Below are 25,012 nucleotides of genomic sequence, written 5' to 3'. Positions count from 1 at the left end.
GCGTCTGCGCAGCGGCTGATGACACATAATGGGTCGGCCGTCCGGGAGCGAAAACCAGAAGGGAACAGCTGACGTGTACGGGGACGACATCGCGTCTGTTCTGATCACCCAGGAAGAGATCGCCGCCAAGACGAAAGAGCTGGCCGAGCTCATCGCCAAGCGCTATCCCGCCGACGCCCCCGAGGGGGACCTGCTGCTGGTAGGCGTGCTCAAGGGCGCGATCTTCTTCATGACCGACCTGGCCAAGGCGTTGCCGATCCCGACCCAGCTCGAGTTCATGGCCGTCTCGTCGTACGGGTCGTCCACCTCGTCCTCCGGCGTGGTCCGCATCATGAAGGACCTGGACAAGGACATTGCCGGGCGCAACGTGCTGATCGTCGAGGACATCATCGACTCGGGCCTGACGCTGTCCTGGCTCAAGCGCAACCTATCCACCCGCAACCCGGCCTCGCTCGAGGTGGTCACCCTGCTGCGCAAGCCGGACGCGCTACGCACCCACGTCGACGTCGCGCACGTCGGCTTCGATATCCCGAACGAATTCGTCGTCGGCTACGGCCTCGACTACGCGGAGCGCTACCGCGACCTGCCCTACATCGGCACCCTCGACCCGAAGGTCTACTCCTAGCGGTCCGGCAGAATGCCGAAAATCGTTGCGGGGGAGCCGGAGCCGCGCCGGTAGAGCGGCCCGCCGACCAGGATCCAGGCACCGGTCGCGGGGATCGCGGCCAGGTTGGCCAAGCACTCCAGGCTGATCCGGTGCTCGCCGTAGAGCAGTTTGGAGACGGCGTTGGTGTCGTCGGTGCCCAGGTCGGGGCCGAAGGTGTCGATGCCGAGCGCGCCGCGGTGGCCGAGCCTGCCGGTGCGCAGCAGCCATTCGATCGTCTCGACCGCGAAACCCGGCTGATGGTCGGCGAATTCGGCGGTGCCGAGGAATTCCGGGGTGCCCCACTTGGCATCCCAGCCCGTCCAGGCGATCACCGCCGCGCCGTTCGGGATGCGTCCGTGCCGTCCCTCCCACTGCTTCAGATCGGCGACGGTGATCGCGTAGTCACGATCGCGGTCGCACGCCTCGCGGACATCGACCTTCACCGCGGGCAGCAGCAGATCGTCCAGGTCGAGCTGGTCGGCGCCGAGACCGTCGGAGTGGAAGTGAATCGGTGCGCCCCAATGGGTTCCGGTGTGTTCGCCCTGCTGGATGTAGCGCAGGTAGAAGCCGTCGTTGGCGACCGTCGCGACGATGTCGGTGCGGAACTCCGGATCGTCCGGATACAACGGCGTGGTGGCCGGATCGTGCACATGCGAGAGGCTGACCAGCCGCCCGAGCGGACGCGGCGAGGTCATCGTTTCCGCTGCGGGATGGCTCGCGCGAGCGCGAGCAGGTCGGCCTCTAGCCAGCGGAACAACCGGTAGGTAACCACGAAGGCCAGAATGCCACCGACGCTGAGCAAGCGCACCGGAACGATCACCAACTCCAGGTCCCCGGCGTCGACGAAGGTCGCACCCGCCACGCCGAGCAGTGGCACCGACGCCGCGACGCCGAGATAGAAGTTGCCGCGCCGGGCCAGATTTCGCAGCTGGCGTTCGTCGCCCGGTCCGATTCCGCCGCGCACCAACAACTGTGGATACACCGAGCGGACCGCGTAGACCATGATCGGGAAGAACGGATAGGCCAGCGCGATGGCCGCGCAAACCACCTGTGCCGCAAAGAAATGCAGGAACGTCTTCGGCGGCAGATCGACACCGGTGAAAGCCAGGCCGAGCGGCCAGATCACGCCGGCGGCGAGCCAGAAGCCGAACGGCACCAACACCGCCCAGTCACCCATCAGCAAGGTGTCGCGGCGCGCCTTGGCCAGCGTGCGCGCGGAATACTCACGGCCACGGGCCAGGCGGAAGCCGATGGTCAGCGGCCTGCGGGTGAGGAAGATCAGCAGCAGCGCGGCGACCGGGAAGGCGATCAGGTTGTTGACCAACCCGACGGTGGCGAACTTGTGCTGATCGGCCTCCGACATCCGATCGATGATCAGCGACTGGTTCAGCTGGATGTTGTACCAGCTCGCCAGCACGTTCGGCACGCCGATGCACACGGCGGCGAACGGGATCAGCCAGCCGCGCGCCCGATGGGCCAGGCTGGTCGGCGGCGGATCGGCCAGGTTCCGTGCGCGGGCGTCCAGGCACAGGTCGAGCTGTCCGGCCAGCTCGGCGCCGTTGCGCCAGCGGCGTCTCGGGTCGGCGTGCAGGCAGTCCAGCAGCACGCGGCGCAGGGCCGCCGGTGTGTCCGCGGGCAGTTGGGAGCGGGTGGCGGCGGTGACGCCGTCGCGGCGTACGGCGAGCATGCGCGCGTGCGTCTCGGCCGGTGTCTCGCCTGCTCGCGGGGTGTCGTCGAACGGGCTTGCGCCCGTGAGCATTTCCCACAGCAACACACCGAGCGAGTAGATATCGCTGCGGGTGCCCGGCGCGGGCGCGGCCGGGTCGAGGAGGCGGGCCAGCTGCTCCGGCGACCGGTACGGCAGCGAATCATCCACGGGCTGAGCCGGATTCGCCGCGGCCGGGCGTGGACCCGACTCGCTCAGCGCGAAATCGGCCAGCTTCGGAATGCCCTCGGCGGTGAACAGCACGTTCGCGGGTTTGAGGTCGTGATGCAGCACCCCGTGGTGCTCCGCGTAATCCAGCGCGTCGGCCAGCCGCCTGCCCACCCAGGCCACCGTCTCCGGCCAGCTCAGCGCCCCGATCTCGGCCCGCACACTCGAATCCGACGGCCGGATCTCGCCTTTCGCCTCCATCGCCGCATCGATGGCGCGCAGCAGCAGCGCGCCACCGTCGGACTCCGGGCCGGTGCGCCGCTGGTCGAGCACGCCGACCGCGGTACCGCCGGGCAGGTACTGCATGTAGACGAGGCGGGGCGCGGCGGCGCTGAGCAGCGAGCGGCCGGTGCCGACCGGTGTGCCGGTGTCTCGCGCAACGCGTTCGCCAGGGAACGTGTCTGTCCGCGTAGGTCGCGGGAAGCCGGTGCTGCGGCCGCGCGGTGCGGCGACCGTCGCGTCGTCGGTCTGGCTCGGCGGATTACCGCTGACCGCGGTGGAATCGGCGTCTACCGGGCTGGCCACGGTAGCGTCGCTGTCCGAGGGTGCACCGTCGCGCACAGTGTTGTCTGTGCCGCCGGGCGCGTTGGCGACGGTGGCATCGAGCGATGCACTCCCGCGCACGGTGTCGTCTGAATCGAGGTTGTGCGGGGATGGGACCGTGACGTCGTCGGCCGAGGGTTTGCGGTCGGGCTCGGTGGGGTCTTCTGGGCGTGGGCGTTGCACGCTGTGGAAGCCGGGCGGCTTCGATCGGGAGCCCGCTCGGTTACCGGTGTCGCGGACGGAATCATCTGTCTCCCAGTCGAACGGGTCATCGCGGTCGGCGGAGGGGTCGGTACTCAGCAGCCGCTGGTCGAAGACTCGGACGATGTGCGCGTGATCGAGCTGCGCCATGGTGCGCGGCGCGCTGGCCCGGCCCGCCGAAAGGCGCACGGCGACAAGCCGTTGCATGGAGCGTTGCCTGGCCAGGAAGACTCGGCCGAGTACGCCGGTGCCGAGGTCGGTGATCAGGTCGAAGTCGTCGATCTGCCGACCGGGGGCCAGATCGGCCAGTGCGGCAACCGCTTCGGCGGATTCCGCCGTGCCGAAGTCGGCGGTGCTGTCATCGATGGCGAAGTCGGCGAGGCGCTCGCGCACCTCGTCGGCGAGTTCCGGGTATTCGGTGAGGAAGTCCTCGATGGTCAGCGGTGCGTGGCGGCGCCGCGCCAGGAACTCCTCGCAGAGCAGGTCGGTCAGCGCGGGACAGTGCTCGACCTCCGGAAATTCCTTGCGGTACTCGGCAATCCGCTTGCCGAGGTCGGCGGCCCTGGCCCAGCGCTCGCGTAGGTCGATGCGCAGCAGATCGGCGAGCACCGCGAGGCGCACCTGGGCGCCGTCGGGCACGTAGTCCGCGAGCCGCGGCGGCGTGAACGGATCCGCGCGCAGGCTGCGCTGCCAATCGTCGGCGAACCGGGCGACGGCGTCGGCGCGCGACGAGGTCACGTGCGCGTCTCCGGCCCGGTCGGCCCGCTGTCGTCGAAATCGGCCACTGTCACAACAATATTCGTGCCCGCCGACTCCGGCGCGACGACGCGCTCCAGCGCCCGCAGATCGGCCTCCAGCGCGCGGAACAGCAGATAGGAGCCGACGAACGCGATGATGCCGCCCGCGCACAGCACCCGAACGGCGAAGATCACCATCGGAATATCGGACGGCGGCAGGAAAGTCACCCCCGCCACCGCGAGCAACGGCACCGACGCGGCGACCGCCAGATATCCGTTGCACCGCCGGTCGAGCCCGCGCAGCCAGATCGCGTCCTCCGGGCTGATGTCGCCGTGCCGCAGGAACAGCGGATAGATGCAGCGCACCATGTAGAAGGTCAGCAGGAAGAACGGATACGCGACCGCGATGGCACCGCATACCACCAGCGACGCGAGGAAGTGCACGATCGCCCGCGCGGGCAGATCACCGGTCACCAGTTGCAGCGTGAGCGGGAAGGTGATGCCCGACAGCACCCACAGCGAAAACGCAACGGCCACCGCACGATCGCCGAGCAGCAGCGCGTCGCGTCTGGCATGGCGCAATGTCTCCGGGTCGTAGCGTCGCCCCTTGCGTAGTCCGCGCGGCACCGTCAGCAACGACCGGGACAGGTACACCACGATCGCGATACCGGTGGGGAAGAACACCGCGTTCACCACGCCGGTGATGACGACAAAGCTGTGCTGGGCCTCCTCGGTCAGCCTGCTGATGATCAGGTGCTGGTTGTGCTGGATGTTGTACAGCGAGGCAAGCACATTCGGCAGCCCGACCGACAGCAGCGTGACCAGCACCATCCACGGCCGCAGCCGCAGCCGCCAGCTGTTCGGCGCCGGATCGACGAGCTCGCGGGCCCGCGCGTCCAGGCACAGCTCGAACTGCCGTGCCAGCACCGACCCGTTCGCCCACCGCTTCGTCCGCTCCGGCTCCAGGCAGCTGAGCAACACCCGGCGCAGCGCCGCCGGGCAATCGGCCGGAACCCGTTCCAGCGCAGCCGCGTCCACCCCGCCGCTGCGCCGTTCCAGCATGGCCTCCAGCGTGGTGTCGTCGCCGGGATTGTCGGCGCCCGCGGTGCTGTCGTCGAACGGTTTCGCCCCGGTGAGCAGTTCCCACAGCACCACTCCGAGCGAGTAGATGTCGGCGCGGGTGTCCAGATCCGCCGCGCTGCGGTCGAATCCGGGATGGCAGGCCTCCAGCTGCTCCGGCGACATGTACGCCAGCGAGCCGCCGAAATAGGCCACCGGGCTGGTGCCCTCGACATTGCGGCTGAAGCTGATGTTGAAGTCGGCGAGCTTGGGCACCGCCTCCGCGGTGAGCAGCACATTGGCCGGTTTCACGTCGCGGTGCAGCACCCCGTGCGCCGAGGCGTAGTCGAGCGCCTCGGCCAGCCTGCGGCCCAGCCAGGCCACCGTCTCCGGCCAGCTGAGCGCGGCGATCTCGGCGCGCACGCTCGAATCCGTCGGCCGGATCTCGCCTTTCTCCTCCATTGCCGCGTCGACCGCGTCGAGCAGCAGCTGACCGCTGCGTTCGGCGGGTGGGGTGGCGCGCACCCAGCGCAGTACGCCCAGCAGGGTGCCGCCGGGCAGGAACTGCATGTAGAGCAGGCGCAGCCGGCGCGCGGGACCGGCGTCGTCGAGCAGGCGCTGGTCGAAGACCCGCACGATGTAGTCGTGGTCGAGCTGGGCCAGCGTCTGCGGTTCGGTGCCGTGATCGGTGGAGATCTTGACCGCGACGAGCCGCTGCAGCGAGCGCTGCCTGGCCAGGAAGACGCGGGCGAACGCGCCGCTGCCCAGCCCGGTCAGCAGGTCGAAATCATCGATCCGCTGGCCGATTTCGATGCGGTCGAGCGCGTCGAGCCGTCCGGGGCCGGTGCCGATCGTGGTGGGAATGGCTGTCGCCGTTCCCGTCAGATCGGTGGTGGTCGCTCGGGTCACTTCTGAACCACGAGTCGACTCGGTAGTTCGGTTCAATTCGTTATCGACGAAGGCGGCTCTGGTGCGCGCGAGCGCGGTCAGCGTGAAATCCTGCAGCGCCGCCCGCCGGGTGCTCTGATCGACATCATCGGCGTTCAGCAGTGCACGCAGTTCGGTCACCTGGTGGGGATATTCGCGCAGGCATTCGCGCGGATCCACCCGTTCGCCGCTGTGCCTGCGGATGACGAACTCCTCGTACACCAGACCGGCCGGGATACTTCCGGGCTGAAGTTCGGGAAACTCGGCGCAGTATTCGGCGAGCCGTTTACGGGTGTCCTGGTTTGCACCGAGCACCGTCCGGCGCAACCAGCGATGCCGCAGGTCGACGCGGATCAGCTCGAGCAGCGCCTCGGTGCGCAGCGTCCGGGCGTCGGGCAAATACTCCGCGATCTCGGGCGGGCGGCGGGCGGATTCATCGGCGGCGTCTTCCCACGCGGCGGAGAACGCTGCCACGGCGCTGAATTCGGTACGCAGCGGATGGTTGCCGAAACCAGCGCGCGCATCGAAACCGGCGGCGGAATCGGAACTTCTATCGGAGTTGGCACTCATTCTCGGACCTAGTGGCTCGGCGGACACCGGAGAATCCGCACTGGTCGGTCGGGTGGATGTGCCGGAGAAATTCCGCCACACCCGACGCCATCGTCCCCCGAGCAGTATTCGGAATGATAACTTGCGGCTTGAGAGCGATCACCCGAATTCGACAACGATGCGACGGGGGACGACCAGCACATGCAGATCAAGGCCACAGCGGTGGCGGACGCTTCGGCGAAAACCGAAACTTCCGGCCCGGAGACAGCCGCGCAGACGTCGACCAAGCACTCGGCGGTCGCGCAAGTTACCCAGAAACAGTCGACGGTCGCACCGGCATCGCCGACCCGATCGGGAGCCGAGGCGAGTGCGCCCGCTCAAGATAGTCCGCTAGGCGCGAACGACCAAATCCTGTCCGACAAGGGTCCGGCCGCGGCCATCGCGGCGGGCGTGCGGGACGGTTCGCTGACCGCGACGGAGGTGGTCGAGACGACCATGGCCCGGATCGTCGCCGAACACCGGAACACCAATGCCTTCAGCGTCATTCGCACCGAGAAGGCCAGGTCCGAGGCGGCGGCGCTGGAGCAGCGCGCCGATCTGGACGTGCTGCCGCTGGCCGGAGTGCCGATCGCGATCAAGCACAACATCGCGGTGACCGGCGAGACGATGCGGTCCGGCTCGGCGGCCACCGATGCCCGTCCGGTCGCCGACGATCATCCGGTGGTGCGCAGGCTGCGGGCCGCGGGCGCGGTGGTCGTCGGACTCACCACGGTGCCGGAGCTCGGGCTGTGGGGCACCACCGATACCCCGGAGCGGATCACCAGCAATCCATGGAACGTCGCGCGGAGTTCGGGCGGCTCGTCCGGCGGTTCGGCCGCGGCGGTCGCCGCCGGGCTGGTGCCGATCGCGCACGGCAACGACGGACTCGGTTCGATCCGCATCCCCGCGGCCTGCTGCGGGGTGTACGGCATCAAGCCGGGCCGCTACACGGTGCCCGCGGAGATCGGCGTCGACTCTTGGTCGGGCATGGTCGAAAACGGCGTGCTGGCAACGACAGTCGGCGATGCCGCGCTGACGCTGTCGGTGCTGGCCGCCCGACCGGACCTAGCCGAGGTGGAGCCGCCCGGCCGACTACGCATCGGTCTAGCCGTGGCTCCGCCGTATCGCTGCTTTCCGGTCGACCGGCACTGGACCAACGCCGCCCGCACCGCGGCCTCGGTCGCCGCCGCGGCAGGCCATCTGGTCGAGCCGACCACGTTGCCCTATGGCGACGCGATGCTGTCGATCTTCTTGCGCTGGTTGGCCGTTGGGTCCCGCGCCGCCGCCGCGCTACCCCATCCCGACCGCCTGCAACCGCGCACCCGCCGCCACCTCGCGCTCGGCCGCCTGGTGCAGCGACTACGCCTGGTTCGACCGGCCCAGATCGATCGGGTCGAGGCGCGCCTGCTCGAATACTTCGACCGCTACGACGTGGTGATCACGCCCACGCTCGCCTGCCCGCCGCCCAAGGCGCGGGCCTGGCACAGTCGCAGCTGGCTGGCCAATGTGCTTGCCACCGCCCGGTTTTCGCCCTTCACCCCGCTGTGGAACCTGGTCGGCTGGCCGGCCGCGTCCATCCCGATGGGCATGCATCCCGATGTCGGGACGCCGGTGGCCGCTCAGCTCGCCGGTCCGCCGGGGAGCGAATCCACCCTGCTGCGGTTGTCCGCGCAACTGGAATCGCTGCACCCGTGGCGGCGCACCATCAACTGATCAGGCGCTGATGGCGGGTTGCGGCTGCTGCACCGAGAACCCGCCGTCCACTGCGCGGCCGGCGAATTCGAGGATGGTCGGCCGGGTGTCGTCGGCCCGCCACGCGACGGCCAGCTCGCACGGTGCGAGGCCAGCCACCGGTCGCGCGGTGAGGCCGGGCCAGCGGTACATCGGCACGTTGTTCTCGGCCAGCAGGCAGACGCCGAGACCGAGGCTCACGGCCTCCAGCTTGTCCTCGGGGGTCGCCGCCTCGGCGCCGATCTTCGGCTGACGTCCGTTGCGGGCGTCGTTGCCGAGCCAGAAGTCGCGCACCGCACCGGCTTCGGTGGGCAGCGCGATGAACGGCTCGTCGAGCAGGTCGGTGAACTCGATGATTTCCCGGTCGGCCAGCGGGTGGTTCTCCGGGAGCAGCACCCAGCGCGGCTCGGTGCGCAGCACCTGCCAGCGGTAGCGGTTCGGGTCCGGCAGCGGCAGCCACACCAGCGACAGGTCCGCCTGCCGACCGGACAGGCCGCTGGACGGGTCGGTCCAGGAGGCCGCGTGCAGCGCGAGTCGGTGGCCGCTCGCGCTTTCCAGGTCGTTCAGCAGGCCACGGCCGAGCGCGGACTGGATGCCGACGCGCAGCACCTCGCCCGCCTCCTGCAGCGAGACGTTGGTGACCTCCCACAGCTCCAGGATCTTGCGGGCGCCCTCGAGCAGTTCCTTGCCTGCCACGGTCAGGGCCACGCTGCGCTGGTTGCGGTCGAACAGGACCACGTCGAGCTGGCGTTCCAGCTGCCGGATCTGACGCGACAGGGTGGGTTGAGCGATGTGCAGCCGCTGAGCGGCGTTGGTGAAGTGCAGTTCCTCAGCGACGGCGACGAAATACCGCAGGTCGCGCAAATGCGGGTCCATAGCCCCTTGCTATCAGAATCAGTCCTGAATTTCCAGCCTTATCAGGCCGGAAAGTTCGGATACGGGTACCAAAACGTTCTACAGGTTTGTTAGGGACAGCATATTGCTTGTGATGGTGGGACGCACCATCGACTCCGCGAATCTTCGGCATGTGAGCGCCGAACCGGCCACTCGGCGACAGTTGGGCGCGTGACCAGCAATGATGGTGGCCCGCCGCGCGCCGCGCGAGCTGAAACTGGCGGTCTGTGTGATTGCCGTTCGTCAGCTGGACACCCTCTTCTGGCCGATGTGTGGTCATTTCCTCCCCCGATAGTGATTTTCGTCACAATTTGGTTTGTATTGCCGATTGGACCGCATCTCGGACCGCTCCCGAACACGCGAAAAGGCGCTGCGGCCGGGACGAATCCACGGCCGCAGCGCCCGCTGCGCGACCCGATCTAGACGCTGCGCGCCCGGTCCTCATACGCCTTGCGCTTATCGGCGTCGACGTCGTCGAGGAACGCGTGACCCGAGCCGAGCACCCGGCCGAGGCCGTCGCCGATCGCCTCCGGCAGCAGCCCGACCAACTGCGAGACAATGCCCGCCACCGCCGTCACCCGCACCTTCGACTTCGGCGCGACGATCAGTCCGACGATCGCGTCGGCGATCTCCTCCGGCTCGGCCGGGCGCAGCAGCTTCGGCGCGGTGACGCCCGCACCGAGCTCGGTGTTGGTCAGCGTCGGCAGCACCGAGGAGAAGCGAACGCCGGAATCGCGGTACTCCTCGCGCAGCGTGTCGGTGAACCCGAGCACCGCGTGCTTGCTCGCGTTGTAGGTGGCCAGGCCGGGGATATGCGTCTCGCCCGCGAGCGAGGCGATGTTGATGACGTGCCCGCGTTTGCGCGGCAGCATCCGGGCCAGGCCCAGTTTGGAGCCGAGAATTACACCGTAGACATTGATGTCCAGGATGCGCCGGGTGATCTGGTCCGGCTCGTCGACCAGCTTGCCGGTCGGCATGATCCCCGCGTTGTTGATCAGTACGTCGATCGGGCCGACGGTGCGCTCGACCTCGTCGAGGAAGTTCTCGAACGAGGCGGGATCGGTGACGTCGAGGCGGCCGTACAGCTCGAAGCCGCGCGCGGTGCCGGACTCCTTCACGGTGGCCTCGTCGATATCGCCGATCGCGATCTTGGCGCCGAGCGCCTGCAACGCGGTGGCGGTAGCCAGGCCGATGCCGCGGGCGCCGCCGGTGATGACGACGACCTTGCCGCGAATCTTCGAAGTGTCCGTCACTTGTTGTCTCCCTTGAGCTTCAGCACGGCGGGCAGGTCGATGCGGCGCAGGCCGCGGGCACCGGCCGCGCGCATGGCGCCGAGTGCGAAGAGCAGCTTCGGCATCGAGTACGGGTACCAGAACAGCTCTTTGTCCTGGGTCGGCAGCATCGGCGCGGTGATCGCCTGCTGACGGCAGTACTTGCGCACGCCGTTGGCGCCGCCCCAGCGCGCGCCGACGCCGGACAGGCCCCAGCCGCCCATCGGCAGCGCGAAGTTGAACAGGTTGCTGAAGACGTCGTTGATGTTCACCGCGCCCGCGTTCAGCTGCCTGGCGATCCGCTCGCCGCGGTCCTTGTCGCCGGTCCACACCGACGCGGACAGTCCGTAGATCGAATCATTGGCCAGCCGAACGGCTTCCGCCTCGTCGGCCACCTTCATCACCGGCAGCGTCGGGCCGAAGGTCTCCTCGGTGATGCAGGACATGGTGTGGTCGACGTCGACCAGCACGGTCGGCTCGAACGCGGTGCCGAACCCGGCCCGCTTGCCGCCGGTGAGCACCCGTGCCCCGGCCGCGACGGCCTCGTCGACGTGGCGCTGCACGATGTTCGTCTGGTTCTCGTTGGCCAGCGCGCCCACGTCGTGCTTGGACTCGCGGCCGTCGATGCCCTGCCGCAGTGCCTTGACGTTCGCGGTCAGCTTGGCCACGAACTCGTCGTAGACCGGCGCCTCGACGTAGACCCGCTCCACCGAGATACATACCTGGCCGGAGTTGAACATGCCGCCGAACGCGATGCCGTGCGCGGCCCGATCCAGGTCGGCGTCGGCCAGCACGATGGCCGGATCCTTGCCGCCGAGTTCCAGGCTGTACGGGACCATCCGCTCGGCACAGGCCACCGCGATCTTGCGGCCGGTCGCGGTCGAGCCGGTGAACTGGATGTAGTCGGCATTGCCGACGACGGCCCCGCCGGTCGCGCCTGCGCCGGTGACCACCGCGAACACCGGCGGTGCGCCGATTTCGGCCCAGCCCCTTGCCATTTCGAGCGCGGACAGCGGCGTCACCTCGGATGGCTTCAGGATGACGGCGGCGCCCGCGGCCAAGGCGGGGAACACGTCCAGCGCGGGCATGGCGAGCGGGAAGTTCCACGGGGTGATCACGCCGACGACCGGATACGGCTTGTAGACGGTGGTCAGCTTCTTCACCCTGGCCAGCGGGCTGTGCGGCGACGGGTGGTCGTCGGCGAGGAACTTGGCGGCGCGGCGCGCGTAGTAGCCGACCAGGTCGGTCGCGAAGGCCGGATCGATCAGCGAGTCGACCCGCGGCTTGCCGGTTTCGGACTGCACCACGTCGGCGATGGAGTCGGTGTGGTCGATCAGCCAGTCCTGGAACTTCAGCAGCCATTCCTTGCGACCGTTCGGGCCGATGGCCTCCCACTCCGGCTGATACAGCCGCAGCTCGCGCACCTTGGCCGCGACCTCGTCCGCGCTCACCACCGGCACCGTCCCGACCAGCTCGCCGGTGCCGGGATTGCGCACCTCGATGACGGCGGGGGCGTCGGTCTCCTGGCGCACCGGCTCCGCCTTGGCCGCCGGGGCCACCGCCTTCTTCGCGGCCGTCTTTCGTGCCGGTGCCTTCTTTGCCGCGGCGGGCGCTGGGTCGGTATTGGTCACGCTGTTCTCCCACTGACGTTGTGCTGTGAACCGCATCGGCTGACTACTGTGAGTCAGAACACTGAACTATGATCGTGACACAATGCTGGGGGAGTTTCTTGGCTCGGTTTGTCAACGGATGCGAGCTAATTTGTGTTCTGAGAACAAATCGGAGGAGATGTGACCGCATCGTCGCCCCAGCGGATCGGGCCGAACAGTGAAGTGGTCCGCGACTGGCTGGCGGAGTACGTCTACGAGACGATGCGCAGCGAGTCCATCGAGCAGATCGTGCACCGGCTCGACAGCGCCATCATCGCGAGCCTGCCCGAGCTCGCCGATCGTGACGTGCGCCGCGATCTCGCCGCGAGTACCCGCGCGCACGCCAGGGTCATGCTGAGCGGAATCACCAGCGACACTTTCGAATACGTGCTGCCCGAGGAGGCGCACACCTTCGCGCGAACCATCGCGCGTCGTGGCTTCGAACTGCGCATGCTGCTGCGGACCTATCACGTCGGCATGGAGGCGGTGCTCGACTACATGACCGAGACGCTCGAGCAGCGCCCGGCGCCGCAGGACATCGAGCGGGCGGTGATGCTGCGGATGTTCGAGCGGGCGACGAAGTGGGTCAGCCTGTCGGTCGAATTGCTCACCGACACCTACATGGAGGAGCGCGAGCGAGTCCTGCGGGCCGCGCTCAATCGGCGCACCGAGACCATTCGCGCAGTGCTGGCCGGTGACGAACTCGATCTGGATCAGGCCTCGGCCCGGCTCGGGTATCGGCTCGGCCAGCGGCACGTTGCCTTCGTGCTGTGGACCGATGAAGGTGAATCCGGCAGTGGGGAAGGCGAAGTCGTCGGTTTGCTCGACCGGGTCGCCACTCGGGTCGCGGCCGAGATCGGCAACGGCCGGGTGCTCACCGTGGCGTCCGGGTCCAGCGGCATGTGGGCGTGGGCCGGGCTCGATGACCTAGCCGATGCGGCCCAGGAGCCCGGCGCGCTGGAGTCCGTAGCCGCCGGGCTGGTCGAATCGCCGGTCCGGGTGGCCTTCGGCGTGCCCGCCGCGCAGGTCGCCGGATTCCGGCAGAGTCATCGCGAGGCGGTGGCCGCCAGGCAGGTGGCCGAGCGCGGCCCGGCCGCCACGGCACGGGTCATCGGTTATCGCGAGGTGGAGATCGCCTATCTGGCCGGTGCCGACGACGCGGCGATGCGCGGCCTGATCGGCCGGGAATTGCGCACACTGTCCGGATCGGACCCGAACGCGGCGCGGCTGCGCGAGACGCTGCACGCCTACCTGAAAAGCCATCGCAGCCCGGAGGCCACGGCGAAACTGCTTGGGGTGCACAAGAACACGGTCCGCTATCGGATCCAGCGGATCGAGGAACTGCTCGGTCATCCGATCGAACAGCGCAGCCTGCCGCTGGAGGTCGCGCTGGCCTGCGTCGCCGCCTTCGGGGTAGACGCGCTGCCCTGAAAGCGGCGAGCGCTCAGTCGATGGTTGTCTCGCCTGCGGCGACGCGACGCGACGGCGGTTCCGTCGGCGCGGCCACCGGGCGATCGGGTAGGTCCGCAAGTAGCTGCGTGGTGGCCGCGGCGATGGCCGTGACCGCCTTGTCGACGGCCACCTTGGTCGTGGAGCTCAGGCCGGACACACCACCGACCGTGCGCACGTACTGCAGTGCGGCAGCATAGATTTCCTGCTCGGTAGGGGCAGGCTCCAGGCCGCGAAGGAGGGTGATGTTACTACTCATGCGAGCACAGTAGCTCTCGAGCACGGTATGCGGCAGGGCAAGAAAACTCCCGCTCCGAAAATCGCGCCGCGCCCGTCCGTGCGCGGAACCGGCCCCGGCGGACGAAGACGGGCGAGCAAACTCCGGCGCGCCAGCAGGGACACGCAGAATTCGTCCCGTTACACAGGCTCTTCCAAGATCTATGGTGAACAATCGGGGCCATGGCTGCCCGCGGTGTACCCACGTTGACAACCTTCCCGTACGAGGAGCTGGATCAGCGCGAAGAGGACCACTGGTCCGGCGCGGCGGTGGCCGACGACGAATTACGGGCGCTGGCGCTCGGCGCCTTCTACTCCGCGCGCTGGGACGCCTTCCACGACGCGCTGCTGCTCGGGCCGGAGCGCGAGCATCCGCTCGGCGACCGCCGCGAGCTCGCCATCGACACGCTCACCGGCGCCTGGGGCATCACCGACGCGACCGAGGCGCAGGCCTCGATGGAGCAGTTGCTGGACGGCATGCACGCGCCGCTGTACGCGCTGGTCCATCCGCTGGTGATGGCCTCGATCAACGCCAGCGAACGGGACCGGTTCGGCGAGCGCGCCGATCGGCACCGCGCGTTCCTGCGTCAGGTCGGCTCGTTCCGCGGCATGGACAACCCGGAGGCGCTGGTCCGCGACTACGACATCTGGTCCCAGGCGATCAAGATCGGCTTCACCGACCACCTCGCCCGCCCGCTGCCCAGCGACATCCACGCGTGGGACCTGGCCCGCGTGGTCGCCGTCGCGCGGATGGCCTTCACCGCCGGATATCTCGACGCCGATCTGGCCTGGGACTATCTGGCCAGGGCACTGCCCATCGCACAGGCCAAGTACCGCAACTGGCGTCAGTTCGGCGACGCCTACCTGACCGGCTGGACCTACTGGCAGGCGTGCGAAGACCTCGCCGAACTGAAGAACGGCGGCGTCGACCGCCGGATGGAACTGCTGCGGCTGTGGATGCGGCCGACCAGCCCGTGGCGGCGGATCAGCCTGACCGTGCCGCCGGTGGTGCAGCCCTAGCGGCCGGCCGCCGTCGGGCAGAGCGACGACCGCCATCGGGCCGAGCGGTCAGCCGCCGTCGGGGAGTGAGCGCAGGATGCCGCGGCCGTAGCGCTGGAACTGCGCGTCGTCGACCATGCCGAGCGAGTGCCGCTCGACCAGCAGCTCCCACTCTGAATACAGTTGGGCCACACCGGGATCGGCCGGGCCCGCGCCACCGTCGGCGGAATCGCGGCGCACCGCGAAGTTCACCGCGAGCGTGACGCGCTCGGTGTCGGCTCGATCGCTGCCGGTGAAATGCAGGGTGATGTTGCCGTCGTGCACATCCATCCCCGCCTCGCCGCGGACCGCGCCGATCTCGCCCGCCGCCGTCGGCGTGCCGTCGGTATTGCGAGCCCACAGCACCGCGGGGATGGGAAGTTCATGTGCGTAGCGGGCGCCGGTGCCGATCGAGATGAACAGCAGCCGCCCGGTCGTCGCGGCGAGCAGGCCCGGGCCGGTGCCGGCCGGCGGGTGCCCGACGGCGATCGCGGTCTCCAGCACGTATTCGTCCGGCGTGACGTATCGATGCAGCGCGGCGATGGCCGACTTCGCCTCGCGGTGCGGCGCCATCCGGCGCACGGCACGGTCCACATCGGCGCGGGTCGGGCCGGACTTGCCCCAGGTGGGGGCGGGCGGGTTCAGGTCGGGGGCGGCCACGTCGATGCGCTGGGTCGCCAGGATCTGGCCGTTGATCCGGTCGACGATCTCGGTCGCGGCCGGCACGTCGTGCTCGGCGATGAGCACGGGCAGCGGGGTGCGGTCGGCGGGCACGCCGGTCAGCACGGGAGTCGGGTATCTCAGATATATCTCGATGACAACGGCGTCGTCGGCGCGACGATTCAAGCGGACCTTCAACAGATCCGAGACCGGTACGTCGAGCACCCGCTCGCCATCGGAGCCAGGGCGCAACACGATCAATCGCCCGCGGCCGTGACGCACTATCGCTGTGGGTGTCCGTAGCTCAACTATGTCCATACCCCCTGCGCTCTGTTGGGTTTACGGTGCTCGCGGGCTGAGTAACGTGGTTCGCAAGCTACCGCCTCCGTGCCCGTCGTTCGCACCGCGGTGTTGTGTCGTCGCTCACGATAGGCCGAACATGCCATGATTGTGACCACTTGGAGTAACCCGGACCGGGGTCTTCGGGAACCACCGAGGTCCCTTGACCGTTTACCCCTTTAACTGCACCTGCAGCCGAACTGCGCGATGTATCGACTAGACCGTACGCGGTAACGTGGCATGTCCGCATCCGAACCCTCCCGGAGCCGGACGCGCTCGATGCATTGCTAGCACGAACCGGAGACACCGGAAAGGACTGGCCGGACCGGCCGACGCTCTATGAACCGCAAGACTGTGTTTCGCACCCTGGCCATAGTCTCGGGCATCTTGCTCGTGATCTATGCGTTCAGCTATTTCGGCAACGACACGCGCGGCTGGAAGAGCGTCGATACGTCCGTCGCATTGAGCCAGCTGAACGACAAGAGCAACGTCAAGAATGTTCAGATCGATGATCGTGAACAGCAACTGCGCATCGAGCTGAAGAACGGCAACGATGCGACCGGTGGCCAGAGCAAGATCATCGCCAAATACCCGGGTGGCAGCGCGACCTCCGGACAGGTTTTCGATGCCGTGAAGAATTCCGGCGCGACCTATAACACCGTGGTCAAGCAGGACAGCTGGCTCACCCAGATCCTGCTGTTCGTGCTGCCGATGATCATTCTGTTGGGGCTGTTCGTCTTCGTGATGGCCCGCATGCAGGGCGGTGGTCGCGGCGGCATGATGGGCTTCGGCAAGTCCAAGGCCAAACAGCTGTCCAAGGACATGCCCAAGACCACGTTCGGTGATGTGGCCGGTGCCGACGAGGCGGTCGAAGAGCTCTACGAGATCAAGGACTTCCTGCAGAACCCGGTGCGCTACCAGGCGCTCGGCGCCAAGATCCCGAAGGGCGTGCTGCTGTACGGCCCGCCGGGAACCGGTAAGACGTTGCTCGCGCGCGCCGTGGCCGGCGAGGCGGGTGTGCCGTTCTTCACCATTTCCGGCTCGGACTTCGTCGAGATGTTCGTCGGTGTCGGCGCGTCCCGGGTGCGTGACCTGTTCGAACAGGCCAAGCAGAACAGCCCGTGCATCATCTTCGTCGACGAGATCGACGCGGTCGGCCGCCAGCGCGGCGCCGGCCTCGGCGGCGGTCACGACGAACGTGAGCAGACGCTGAACCAGCTGCTCGTCGAGATGGACGGCTTCGGCGATCGCACCGGCGTCATCCTGATCGCGGCGACCAACCGCCCCGACATCCTCGATCCCGCGCTGCTGCGTCCCGGCCGGTTCGACCGGCAGATCCCGGTCGGCAACCCCGACCTGGCGGGCCGGCGCGCCATCCTGCGGGTGCACTCGCAGGGCAAGCCGATCTCGCCCGACGCCGACCTCGACGGTCTGGCCAAGCGCACCGTCGGCATGTCCGGCGCCGACCTGGCCAACGTGATCAACGAGGCCGCGCTGCTCACCGCCCGCGAGAACGGCGCCGTCATCACCGGCGACTCGCTCGAGGAGTCGGTGGACCGCGTCGTCGGTGGCCCGCGCCGCAAGAGCCGGATCATCAGCGAGCACGAGAAGAAGATCACCGCCTACCACGAGGGCGGCCACACCCTGGCCGCCTGGGCGATGCCGGACATCGAGCCTGTCTACAAGGTGACCATCCTGGCCCGCGGCCGCACCGGCGGTCATGCCATGACGGTGCCCGAGGACGACAAGGGCCTGATGACCCGCTCGGAGATGATCGCCCGCCTGGTGATGGCGATGGGCGGCCGCGCGGCCGAGGAGCTGGTGTTCCACGAGCCGACCACCGGCGCGTCCTCGGATATCGACCAGGCCACCAAGATCGCTCGCGCGATGGTGACCGAATACGGCATGAGCTCGCGCCTCGGCGCGGTGCGCTACGGCCAGGAGGCGGGCGACCCGTTCCTCGGTCGCTCGATGGGCCAGAGTTCGGATTACTCGCACGAGGTCGCCGGCGCCATCGACGAGGAGGTGCGCAACCTGATCGAGGCCGCGCACACCGAGGCGTGGGCCATCCTCAACGAGTACCGCGACGTGCTCGACGTGCTGGCGACGGCGCTGCTCGAGAAGGAGACGTTGCACCGCAAGGAACTCGAGACGCTGCTCGCCTCGGTGCAGAAGCGGCCGAGGATCACCGCGTTCAACGACTTCGGCGATCGGGTGCCCTCGAACAAGCCGCCGGTGAAGACCCCGGGCGAGCTGGCGCTGGAGCGCGGCGAGCCGTGGCCGCCGCCGGAGCAGATCCCGGCGCCGCTGCCCGCGGGCGTGGCGCGGGAGGGCCAGCCCGCCAACGGCTACCCGGGCGAGGGCGCCTACAACGCCCAGCCGCAATACGGTTACCCGGCGCCGCCCGCGACCGGCTATCCGGTGCCGCAGGGACCCGCAACGGGCGGCTACCCGCAGCGCGGTGGCACGCACGGCTCGCGGCCGGACTACGGCGCTCCCGCCGGCTGGTCGGCCCCGGGCTGGCCGCCGCGCGACGACCAGCAGCAGCCCGATCAGCCCAGCGGCTGGACCGAGCCGCCGCACCAGGGTTACCAGCCTTCCTGGGGCCCGCAGGGTGGTCCGCAGGACGGCGGCCACGACCGCGGTAACTACGGCGAGCACCCCGGCTACGACGAGCCGCGTCGCACCAACCCGAACGGCGAGGGCGACAACGGCGAATGGGATGGACCGAACAACGGTCGGCACTGAAGTACGGCGGCGCTCGCGCGACCTTTCCCGGTCGGCGCGAGTCGCCGCCGCCGGGCCTGTTGCTCACGCCGTGAGCAGCGACGATTAGGCTCGACCAGCGGGGTGCCGAGTAATTGCCGGGACCCGAGATTTTGGAGGTGTCCTCGATTGTCGGCCAACAATCACGTCGGCGGCCACGCGCTCGCCGATTCGGACGATGTTGACGAAAACGGTGCCGGCAACGGCGTGACCGGGCCGGAGCTCGTCGCTCTGGGAACCGGTCAACCGTTCGACCAGGCCAGGGCCGAAGCCGCGGTGCGCGAGCTGCTGCTGGCGGTCGGTGAGGATCCCGACCGGCCCGGCCTGCTCGACACGCCCGCCCGCGTCGCCCGCGCCTATCGCGAGATGTTCGCCGGGCTCTACGTCGAGCCGGACGCGGTGCTCAACACCACGTTCGACGAGGGCCATCAGGAACTGGTGCTGGTCCGTGACATCCCCATGTACTCCACCTGTGAACATCACCTGGTGTCATTCCACGGCGTCGCGCACGTCGGCTACATCCCCGGCAAGCACGGCCGGGTGACCGGGCTGTCCAAGCTGGCCCGCGTGGTCGATCTGTACGCCAAGCGCCCGCAGGTGCAGGAGCGACTGACCAGTCAGATCGCCGACGCGGTGATGCGCAAGCTGGACCCGCGCGGCGCCATCGTGGTGATCGAGGCCGAGCACCTGTGCATGGCGATGCGCGGCATCCGCAAGCCGGGCGCCAGCACCACCACCTCGGCGGTGCGCGGCCTGCTCCAGTCGAGTCCGTCCTCGCGCTCGGAGGCGCTCGATCTCATTCTGCGGAAGTGAACGAGGTTCACATGACCGTAGGTGGGAGCAGCTTCGCGCGTGGCGGTCGCTCCTGTGTGGTGATGGGCGTTGTCAACGTCACCAGTGATTCGTTCTCCGACGGTGGCCGCTACCTTGACCCCGAGCTGGCCATCGCGCACGGCATCGAGCTGTACGAGGCGGGTGCCGATATCGTCGACATCGGCGGCGAGTCGACCAGGCCGGGTGCCGTGCGGATCGATCCCGAAACCGAAGCGCAACGGGTGGTCCCGGTGATCCGGGGTTTGGTCGCGGCAGGCGTGCCGACCAGTGTCGACACCATGCGCGCCGGCGTGGCCGAGGCCGCGCTGGCCGCGGGCGTCTCGGTGGTGAACGACGTGTCCGGCGGCCGTGCCGATCCCGACATGGTGAAAGTCGTTGCCGCCGCCGGTGTCCCGTGGATCCTCATGCACTGGCGCGCCGGTGCGGACTATCGGCACACCGGCCCGGCCGACCACTACGACGACGTGGTCGCCGAGGTGCTCGCCGAGTTGACCGCCCAGGTCGAGCTGGCCGTCGCCGCCGGTGTCGACCCGTCCTGCCTGATCCTCGATCCCGGCCTCGGCTTCGCCAAGAACGCCGAGCACAACTGGGATCTGCTCGGCGCGCTGCCCGAGCTGATCGACAACGGACTGCCGATCCTCATCGGCGCTTCCCGCAAACGCTTCCTCGGCGCGCTGCTCGCCGACGACTCGGGCCCGCGCCCGCCGGACGGCCGCGAGACCGCCACCGCCACTATCTCGGCGCTGGTCGCCATGCACGGTGCCTGGGGCGTGCGGGTGCACGACGTGCGCGCCTCGCTGGACGCCATCACCGTCACCGACGCCTGGCAGGCCGCCGCCGGGCACCGCACCGCGCAGTCGAGCCCGTCGCAAGGAGCCCACCGATGAACCCGACCCCCGCCACCGCCGATCAGGCTGCGGCGCAGGAGAATTCGGCGGTCCGGCGCGGCGCCGACCGGATCGAGCTGCGCGGGCTACGCGCTTTCGGCCATCACGGCGTGTTCGATCACGAACGCCGCGACGGTCAGGAGTTCATCGTCGATCTGACCGTGTGGCTGGACTTTTCCGTCGCCGCGGCCTCCGACGATCTGGTCGCCACCGCGCATTACGGTGAGCTGGCCGGCAACGCCGTGCGCATCATCGAGGGCCCGCCGCGCAATCTCATCGAGACCGTGGCTTCGGAGATCGCCGACGACGTGATGACCGATCCGCGCATCACCTCGGTCGAGGTGGTCGTGCACAAGCCGTCCGCGCCGATACCGCACACCTTCGCCGATGTCCGCGTGGTCACCTCGCGGCATCGCGGGGAGCCGCTATGACCCGCGCCGTCCTGTCCATCGGTTCCAATATGGGGGACCGGCTCGCACATCTACGCAGCGTGGTGGACGGTTTCGGTGACCGGGTTGTCGCCGTGTCGCCGGTGTACTCGACCCCGCCGTGGGGCGGTGTCGAACAGGACGACTATCTCAATGCCGTTGTGGTGGTCGATGATCCGGAGTTCGACTGTATCGACTGGCTGCGCACCGGCCAGCGGCTCGAACAGGCCGCCGATCGGGTTCGCGAAGTGCGCTGGGGCGCACGGACTCTCGACGTGGACGTGGTCTGGTGCGCGCAGCCGGAAAACGGCGAGCTGGTGGCCGTCACCAGTGCGGACCCGGAACTGACCCTGCCGCACCCGCAGGCGCACCGCCGCGCGTTCGTCCTGATCCCGTGGCTGGACGTGGCGCCCGACGCGACGCTCGAGGTCGACGGCCGAGCCCAGGCGATCACCGACCTGCTCGACGAACTGCCCGCAGCCGAGCGCATCGGCGTCCAGCGGACCGAGCTGTCGTTGTCACCTGCCGCCGAAGGATCGGCGTCGTGCAGCTGAAACCCACGCGAATCCTGGACCTGGTGGCGAACGTGGTGATCGCCGCGATCGTCGCGTGGGTCGCGACGCGGATGGCGTACAACAGCTTTCCGCCGATCTCCACCTACGCGGGTGCGTCGCTGTATCCGGTCGCGGCCATCGAGGCGGTGCTCGGGTTCGTGATCCGGGCCAGGGTCAACGACAACCAGCTCGGCGACGGCAGGCATCAGCTGCATCCGATCACCGCGGCCAGGGCGGTCGCGCTGGCGAAGGCGTCGCTGCAGGTCGGTTCGATCGCGGCGGGCGTGTGGCTCGGGTTCCTGTGCTGGGTTTTCCCGCAGCGGGGCACCCTCGGCGCGGCCGCGGCGGACAGTCCGGGCGCCATCGTCGGGATGCTGGCAGGGGTGGCTTTGGTTGCTGCGGCCCTGTGGCTCGAGTATTGCTGCCGGGCTCCTGAGGACCCGACGGACGATCCGGCAACCACATAGCAAATATTGCGTTCGGAATTGCCGGACGGAGTTGTGGGCGCGACGAGTCGATCAAGCTACCCTGGCTTGCATGGTTTCACCCTCCCGTACCAGCACTTCCCGTCGACGGCGGGACGACGCGGGAAAATTGTTCATCGGCGTATTGATCTTGCTCGGACTGGTTGCCAGCGTTTTCCTCGTCTTCAGCAACAGCTTGCAGTTCGTCCGGATCGGTTTGGTCGCGGCCCTGTGGGCGGCGGTCATCGGCGCGTTAGCTGCGACGAGGTATCGCAAGGAAGCGACGATCGATAAGGCCAAGGTTCGCGATCTGCAGACGGTTTACGAGTTGCAGCTCGAGCGTGAGGTCACCGCCCGGCGCGAATTCGAGCTCGGGATCGAGGCGCGGGTGCGCGAGGAAGTCGGCGCCGACGCCACCGAATTGGCCGCGCTGCGCGCCGAGCTCACCGTGCTCCGGACGAGCCTGCAACGGCTTTTCGACGGCGATCTGCCGATGGATCGGCCCGCGCTGCGCGCCGACGCGACCCGGATTCAAGAGCTGACCAGCGCGGTCGGCGACCCGGCGAACAATAGCTCCGTGAATGCCGGACCCTGGTCCGTGCCGTCGAACCAGCAACCGCGCAGCAGTGTCACCCCGGTGTTCGTGCCCGACCATCCGGAGCCGCCGCTGTTCGCCAGCCCGTTCGACGACCCGGTCACCGCCGAGACCTCCGCGGTGTCGCTCGACGACGACGTGCCCGAGGCCGAAGTCGCCGACGCGGACAGCACCGAACGCAACGGCGATTCGGAGCGGTCCGCGTCCGGGTGGGCCGACGCCTTCACCGAGGGCCCGGTCATCCAGCCGACGCCCGCGCCGCGGCCGACGCCCAAGCCTGCGTATCAGTCGACCCGCCCGTCGGCCTGGCCGACCACCGAGGCCCCGCCGATCGGCACCGCGAGCTCGCGCAGGCGCCGTCGCGCCGAAGCCGACGCGGATTCCGATATGCCCGAGCGCCGCCTTTCGGTCGCCGAGATCATGGCCAACTTGCAATCGGAGGAGAAGAGCCGCGACCATCGGTGATCATTGCCGAGCCTGGTAGCAGGCAAAATTAGGCACTGCGTTGTAAATCACTGCCCAGGCCCGTGGCACTGGCAAACATCGGGCCGATATTCTCGATGGCGTACGTCTGGTACCCGCACGGCGGGACTGGAACGAAATCGAGAGGACACTGTTGACCTCGAGAAGCGTGAATTCTGACGACGCGGCTTCGGGCTACCCCGTTTCGAGCAACCCGCAATCGGCCGGTGATCTCGCGCCCGCACGTCTGACGGTAGGCATCGTCTCGGCGGGACGCGTCGGCTCCGCCCTCGGCGCGGCCCTGGAACGCGCCGGACATGTGGTGTTCGGTGTCGCCGCGATCTCCGACGCCTCGGTGCGCCGCGCGCGAACCCGGCTGCCCGACTCCGAGATCCTGCCGATCGAGGACGTGGCCGCGCGCAGCGAACTGCTGTTGCTCGCCGTGCCCGATACCGAGCTCGCCGGATTGGCGCGCGGGCTGGCCGGTGCGAATGTGGTGCGGCCGGGCACGATCGTGGCGCACACCTCCGGCGCCAACGGGGTCGGCGTGCTCGCGCCGCTGGCCGACATCGGCGCCATGCCGCTGGCCATTCATCCCGCGATGACCTTCACCGGCCACGACGAGGACATCACTCGCCTCGGCAACGCGTGTTTCGGCATCACCGCCGCCGACGAGATCGGCTACGCCATCGCGCAGGCGTTGGTGATCGAGATGGGCGGCGAGCCGGTCCGGGTGCAGGAGCACAACCGTGCGCTCTACCACGCGGCCCTCGCGCACGGCAGCAATCACCTGGTCACGCTGATCGTGGATGCCGTTGCCGCCCTTCGCATCGCGCTGGCGGGACCCGGGTTGCTCGGGCAGCAGATCGTTGACGACCAGCCGAACGGGCTGGCCGAGCGACTGCTCGCGCCGCTCGCCTCCGCCGCGCTGGACAACGCTTTGCGGCGCGGGCAGTCCGCGCTGACCGGCCCGGTGGCCCGCGGCGACGCGGATGCCGTCGCCGCGCACCTGACCGCACTGGAATCGGTCGACCCGCGCCTGGCCGAGGGCTATCGCGCGCTGTCGCTGCGGACCGCCGAACGGGCGGGCACCAACCCCGCCGTCATCGAGCTGCTGAAAGGGCGCTGATGTTCGATACGAAATTGCGTGGCGCTTATAAGCCCGGTGAATTGACCGTGCACCACGATCCCGCCGTGCTCACCCAGGTGTCCAACGCGCTGCGCAGCGTCGGCCGCACCGTTGCACTGGTGCCGACCATGGGCGCGCTACACGAGGGTCACCTGGAAATCGTGCGGGCGGCCAAGCGGAACAATCAGGTCGTCATCGTCTCGATCTTCGTGAATCCGTTGCAATTCGGCGCGAACGAGGACCTCGACAAATATCCACGCACCCTGGACTCCGACGTGGCACTGCTGCGCGAAGAGGGGGTCGGGCTGGTGTTCGCGCCGAGCGTCGCCGATATGTACCCGGACGGCCCGCGCACCACCGTGCAACCCGGTCCGCTCGGTGCCGAGCTCGAAGGGGCAAGCAGGCCAACGCATTTCGCGGGCATGCTGACCGTGGTCGCCAAGCTGCTGCAGATCGCGCGGCCGACCGAGGTGTATTTCGGCGAGAAGGATTATCAGCAACTCACGCTGATCCGGCAGCTGGTCCGCGACCTGAACTTCGATGTGCGGATCAAGCCGATCGCCACCGTGCGCGAGCACGACGGCCTGGCCATGTCCTCCCGGAACCGTTTTCTCGATGCGGCACAGCGCGAATCGGCGCTCGGCCTGTCGGCGGCGCTGGCCGCGGGCAGGCACGCGGGCGGCCTCGGCCCGGACGCGGTGGTCGCCGCGGCCCGTCAGGTGCTCGCCGCGGTGCCCGGCGTCGATATCGATTACCTCGAACTGCGCTCCACCACCCTCGGCCCCGCCCCGTCGACCGGCAACGCCCGGCTGCTGGTGGCGGCCAGGGTCGGTCCGACCCGGCTGATCGACAATGTCGCCGTCACCCTCGGCGCGCCGATCGACGGCCACCCCGACGCGTCCGCCCAGCGGACCTCCCAGCCTGTCTAGGCACGAACAAATCGAAAGGGCGA

The 25,012-nt window shown here is 68.7% G+C and carries 21 protein-coding genes; 13 read left to right on the top strand and 8 right to left on the bottom strand.

Annotated features, from left to right (window positions below):
• The first annotated feature begins 73 nt into the window (after window positions 1-73).
• Entirely contained in the window at window positions 74-625 is a 552-nt protein-coding gene (gene hpt, locus ABZ942_RS06855) for a hypoxanthine phosphoribosyltransferase (RefSeq protein ID WP_357379774.1), read from the top strand.
• On the opposite strand, the gene ABZ942_RS06850 is transcribed toward hpt, so the two are convergent.
• From ABZ942_RS06850 to ABZ942_RS06840, 3 genes are read right to left on the bottom strand one after another with little or no spacing between them, the layout of a single operon-like run.
• A complete protein-coding gene (locus ABZ942_RS06850; protein WP_357379773.1) occupies window positions 622-1,341 on the bottom strand; it encodes a cyclase family protein in 720 nt (239 codons plus the stop codon). The genes hpt and ABZ942_RS06850 overlap by 4 nt on opposite strands.
• The gene (locus tag ABZ942_RS06845; protein WP_357379772.1) at window positions 1,338-4,061 is read right to left on the bottom strand and encodes a protein kinase; all 2,724 of its coding nucleotides are present in this window, start codon (window positions 4,059-4,061) and stop codon (window positions 1,338-1,340) included. Before ABZ942_RS06845 ends, ABZ942_RS06850 begins: the two co-directional genes overlap by 4 nt.
• Entirely contained in the window at window positions 4,058-6,616 is a 2,559-nt protein-coding gene (locus ABZ942_RS06840) for a serine/threonine-protein kinase (RefSeq protein ID WP_357379771.1), read from the bottom strand. Before ABZ942_RS06840 ends, ABZ942_RS06845 begins: the two co-directional genes overlap by 4 nt.
• A 180-nt stretch (window positions 6,617-6,796) precedes the next feature.
• Here ABZ942_RS06840 and ABZ942_RS06835 point away from each other — a divergent pair, with 180 nt between their 5' ends.
• Window positions 6,797-8,347 (top strand): amidase family protein, encoded by a 1,551-nt coding sequence (locus ABZ942_RS06835; RefSeq protein ID WP_357379770.1) that lies wholly within the window; start codon window positions 6,797-6,799, stop codon window positions 8,345-8,347.
• Here ABZ942_RS06835 and ABZ942_RS06830 read toward each other — a convergent pair whose 3' ends face one another.
• The 3 genes from ABZ942_RS06830 to ABZ942_RS06820 all read right to left on the bottom strand — a co-directional run bounded on the left by ABZ942_RS06830 (window position 8,348) and on the right by ABZ942_RS06820 (window position 12,161).
• Window positions 8,348-9,241, bottom strand: coding sequence for a LysR substrate-binding domain-containing protein (locus ABZ942_RS06830; protein ID WP_357379769.1), 894 nt, complete (start codon window positions 9,239-9,241; stop codon window positions 8,348-8,350).
• Window positions 9,242-9,678: 437 nt separating this feature from the next.
• On the bottom strand, window positions 9,679-10,512 hold the full coding sequence (locus ABZ942_RS06825) for an SDR family oxidoreductase (protein WP_357379768.1): 834 nt from the start codon (window positions 10,510-10,512) through the stop codon (window positions 9,679-9,681).
• The gene (locus ABZ942_RS06820; protein WP_357379767.1) at window positions 10,509-12,161 is read right to left on the bottom strand and encodes an aldehyde dehydrogenase family protein; all 1,653 of its coding nucleotides are present in this window, start codon (window positions 12,159-12,161) and stop codon (window positions 10,509-10,511) included. Before ABZ942_RS06820 ends, ABZ942_RS06825 begins: the two co-directional genes overlap by 4 nt.
• A 159-nt stretch (window positions 12,162-12,320) precedes the next feature.
• Between ABZ942_RS06820 and ABZ942_RS06815 the strand changes: the two genes are divergently transcribed.
• Entirely contained in the window at window positions 12,321-13,610 is a 1,290-nt protein-coding gene (locus ABZ942_RS06815) for a helix-turn-helix domain-containing protein (protein WP_357379766.1), read from the top strand.
• 13 nt (window positions 13,611-13,623) lie between these two features.
• Here ABZ942_RS06815 and ABZ942_RS06810 read toward each other — a convergent pair whose 3' ends face one another.
• The gene (locus ABZ942_RS06810; RefSeq protein WP_357379765.1) at window positions 13,624-13,887 is read right to left on the bottom strand and encodes a DUF2277 domain-containing protein; all 264 of its coding nucleotides are present in this window, start codon (window positions 13,885-13,887) and stop codon (window positions 13,624-13,626) included.
• Between the two features lie 200 nt (window positions 13,888-14,087).
• On the opposite strand from ABZ942_RS06810, the gene ABZ942_RS06805 reads away from it, so the two are divergent.
• Window positions 14,088-14,924, top strand: coding sequence for a DUF1266 domain-containing protein (locus ABZ942_RS06805; protein WP_357379764.1), 837 nt, complete (start codon window positions 14,088-14,090; stop codon window positions 14,922-14,924).
• Window positions 14,925-14,972: 48 nt separating this feature from the next.
• On the opposite strand, the gene ABZ942_RS06800 is transcribed toward ABZ942_RS06805, so the two are convergent.
• Entirely contained in the window at window positions 14,973-15,827 is an 855-nt protein-coding gene (locus tag ABZ942_RS06800; protein ID WP_357379763.1) for a hypothetical protein, read from the bottom strand.
• A 453-nt stretch (window positions 15,828-16,280) separates the two neighbouring features.
• Between ABZ942_RS06800 and ftsH the strand changes: the two genes are divergently transcribed.
• From ftsH to panC, 9 genes are all read left to right on the top strand, one after another.
• Window positions 16,281-18,689 carry an ATP-dependent zinc metalloprotease FtsH gene (gene ftsH / locus ABZ942_RS06795; protein WP_357379762.1) on the top strand — a complete coding sequence of 803 codons (2,409 nt, stop codon included), beginning with the start codon at window positions 16,281-16,283 and terminating at the stop codon, window positions 18,687-18,689.
• A gap of 225 nt (window positions 18,690-18,914) precedes the next feature.
• The gene (gene folE / locus ABZ942_RS06790; RefSeq protein ID WP_357380345.1) at window positions 18,915-19,520 is read left to right on the top strand and encodes a GTP cyclohydrolase I FolE; all 606 of its coding nucleotides are present in this window, start codon (window positions 18,915-18,917) and stop codon (window positions 19,518-19,520) included.
• A gap of 11 nt (window positions 19,521-19,531) precedes the next feature.
• Window positions 19,532-20,428, top strand: coding sequence for a dihydropteroate synthase (gene folP / locus ABZ942_RS06785; protein WP_357379761.1), 897 nt, complete (start codon window positions 19,532-19,534; stop codon window positions 20,426-20,428).
• The gene (gene folB, locus ABZ942_RS06780) at window positions 20,425-20,859 is read left to right on the top strand and encodes a dihydroneopterin aldolase (RefSeq protein WP_357379760.1); all 435 of its coding nucleotides are present in this window, start codon (window positions 20,425-20,427) and stop codon (window positions 20,857-20,859) included. Before folP ends, folB begins: the two co-directional genes overlap by 4 nt.
• Window positions 20,856-21,410, top strand: a complete 555-nt coding sequence (folK, locus tag ABZ942_RS06775) for a 2-amino-4-hydroxy-6-hydroxymethyldihydropteridine diphosphokinase (RefSeq protein ID WP_357379759.1) — start codon at window positions 20,856-20,858, stop codon at window positions 21,408-21,410. Before folB ends, folK begins: the two co-directional genes overlap by 4 nt.
• Window positions 21,407-21,877 carry a DUF3180 domain-containing protein gene (locus ABZ942_RS06770; protein ID WP_357380344.1) on the top strand — a complete coding sequence of 157 codons (471 nt, stop codon included), beginning with the start codon at window positions 21,407-21,409 and terminating at the stop codon, window positions 21,875-21,877. The genes folK and ABZ942_RS06770 overlap by 4 nt, the downstream gene beginning before the upstream one ends.
• A gap of 70 nt (window positions 21,878-21,947) precedes the next feature.
• Complete coding sequence (locus ABZ942_RS06765) at window positions 21,948-22,934, top strand: DUF6779 domain-containing protein (protein ID WP_357379758.1); 987 nt, start codon at window positions 21,948-21,950, stop codon at window positions 22,932-22,934.
• A gap of 244 nt (window positions 22,935-23,178) precedes the next feature.
• A complete protein-coding gene (locus ABZ942_RS06760) occupies window positions 23,179-24,060 on the top strand; it encodes a DUF2520 domain-containing protein (RefSeq protein WP_357380343.1) in 882 nt (293 codons plus the stop codon).
• Window positions 24,060-24,989, top strand: coding sequence for a pantoate--beta-alanine ligase (gene panC, locus ABZ942_RS06755; protein ID WP_357379757.1), 930 nt, complete (start codon window positions 24,060-24,062; stop codon window positions 24,987-24,989). The genes ABZ942_RS06760 and panC overlap by 1 nt, the downstream gene beginning before the upstream one ends.
• Window positions 24,990-25,012: the final 23 nt, after the last annotated feature.

Origin of the sequence: Nocardia sp. NPDC046473 (assembly GCF_040645995.1) — a bacterium.
In the GTDB taxonomy this organism is placed as follows: domain Bacteria; phylum Actinomycetota; class Actinomycetes; order Mycobacteriales; family Mycobacteriaceae; genus Nocardia.
The sequence above is the reverse complement of the archived record's forward strand: the minus strand, read 5'-3'. Positions and strand labels throughout refer to the sequence as shown.

Bases quoted from the DNA above. Each gene is read 5' to 3' on its own strand.
- ABZ942_RS06840 (WP_357379771.1), bottom strand. From the start codon at position 6,616: ATGAGTGCCAACTCCGATAGAAGTTCCGATTCCGCCGCCGGTTTCGAT.
- ABZ942_RS06765 (WP_357379758.1), top strand. From the start codon at position 21,948: ATGGTTTCACCCTCCCGTACCAGCACTTCCCGTCGACGGCGGGACGAC.
- folP (WP_357379761.1), top strand. From the start codon at position 19,532: ATGACCGTAGGTGGGAGCAGCTTCGCGCGTGGCGGTCGCTCCTGTGTG.
- ABZ942_RS06810 (WP_357379765.1), bottom strand. From the start codon at position 13,887: ATGAGTAGTAACATCACCCTCCTTCGCGGCCTGGAGCCTGCCCCTACC.
- ABZ942_RS06850 (WP_357379773.1), bottom strand. From the start codon at position 1,341: ATGACCTCGCCGCGTCCGCTCGGGCGGCTGGTCAGCCTCTCGCATGTG.
- ABZ942_RS06830 (WP_357379769.1), bottom strand. From the start codon at position 9,241: ATGGACCCGCATTTGCGCGACCTGCGGTATTTCGTCGCCGTCGCTGAG.
- ABZ942_RS06835 (WP_357379770.1), top strand. From the start codon at position 6,797: ATGCAGATCAAGGCCACAGCGGTGGCGGACGCTTCGGCGAAAACCGAA.
- ftsH (WP_357379762.1), top strand. From the start codon at position 16,281: ATGAACCGCAAGACTGTGTTTCGCACCCTGGCCATAGTCTCGGGCATC.
- panC (WP_357379757.1), top strand. From the start codon at position 24,060: ATGTTCGATACGAAATTGCGTGGCGCTTATAAGCCCGGTGAATTGACC.
- ABZ942_RS06805 (WP_357379764.1), top strand. From the start codon at position 14,088: ATGGCTGCCCGCGGTGTACCCACGTTGACAACCTTCCCGTACGAGGAG.
- folK (WP_357379759.1), top strand. From the start codon at position 20,856: ATGACCCGCGCCGTCCTGTCCATCGGTTCCAATATGGGGGACCGGCTC.
- folB (WP_357379760.1), top strand. From the start codon at position 20,425: ATGAACCCGACCCCCGCCACCGCCGATCAGGCTGCGGCGCAGGAGAAT.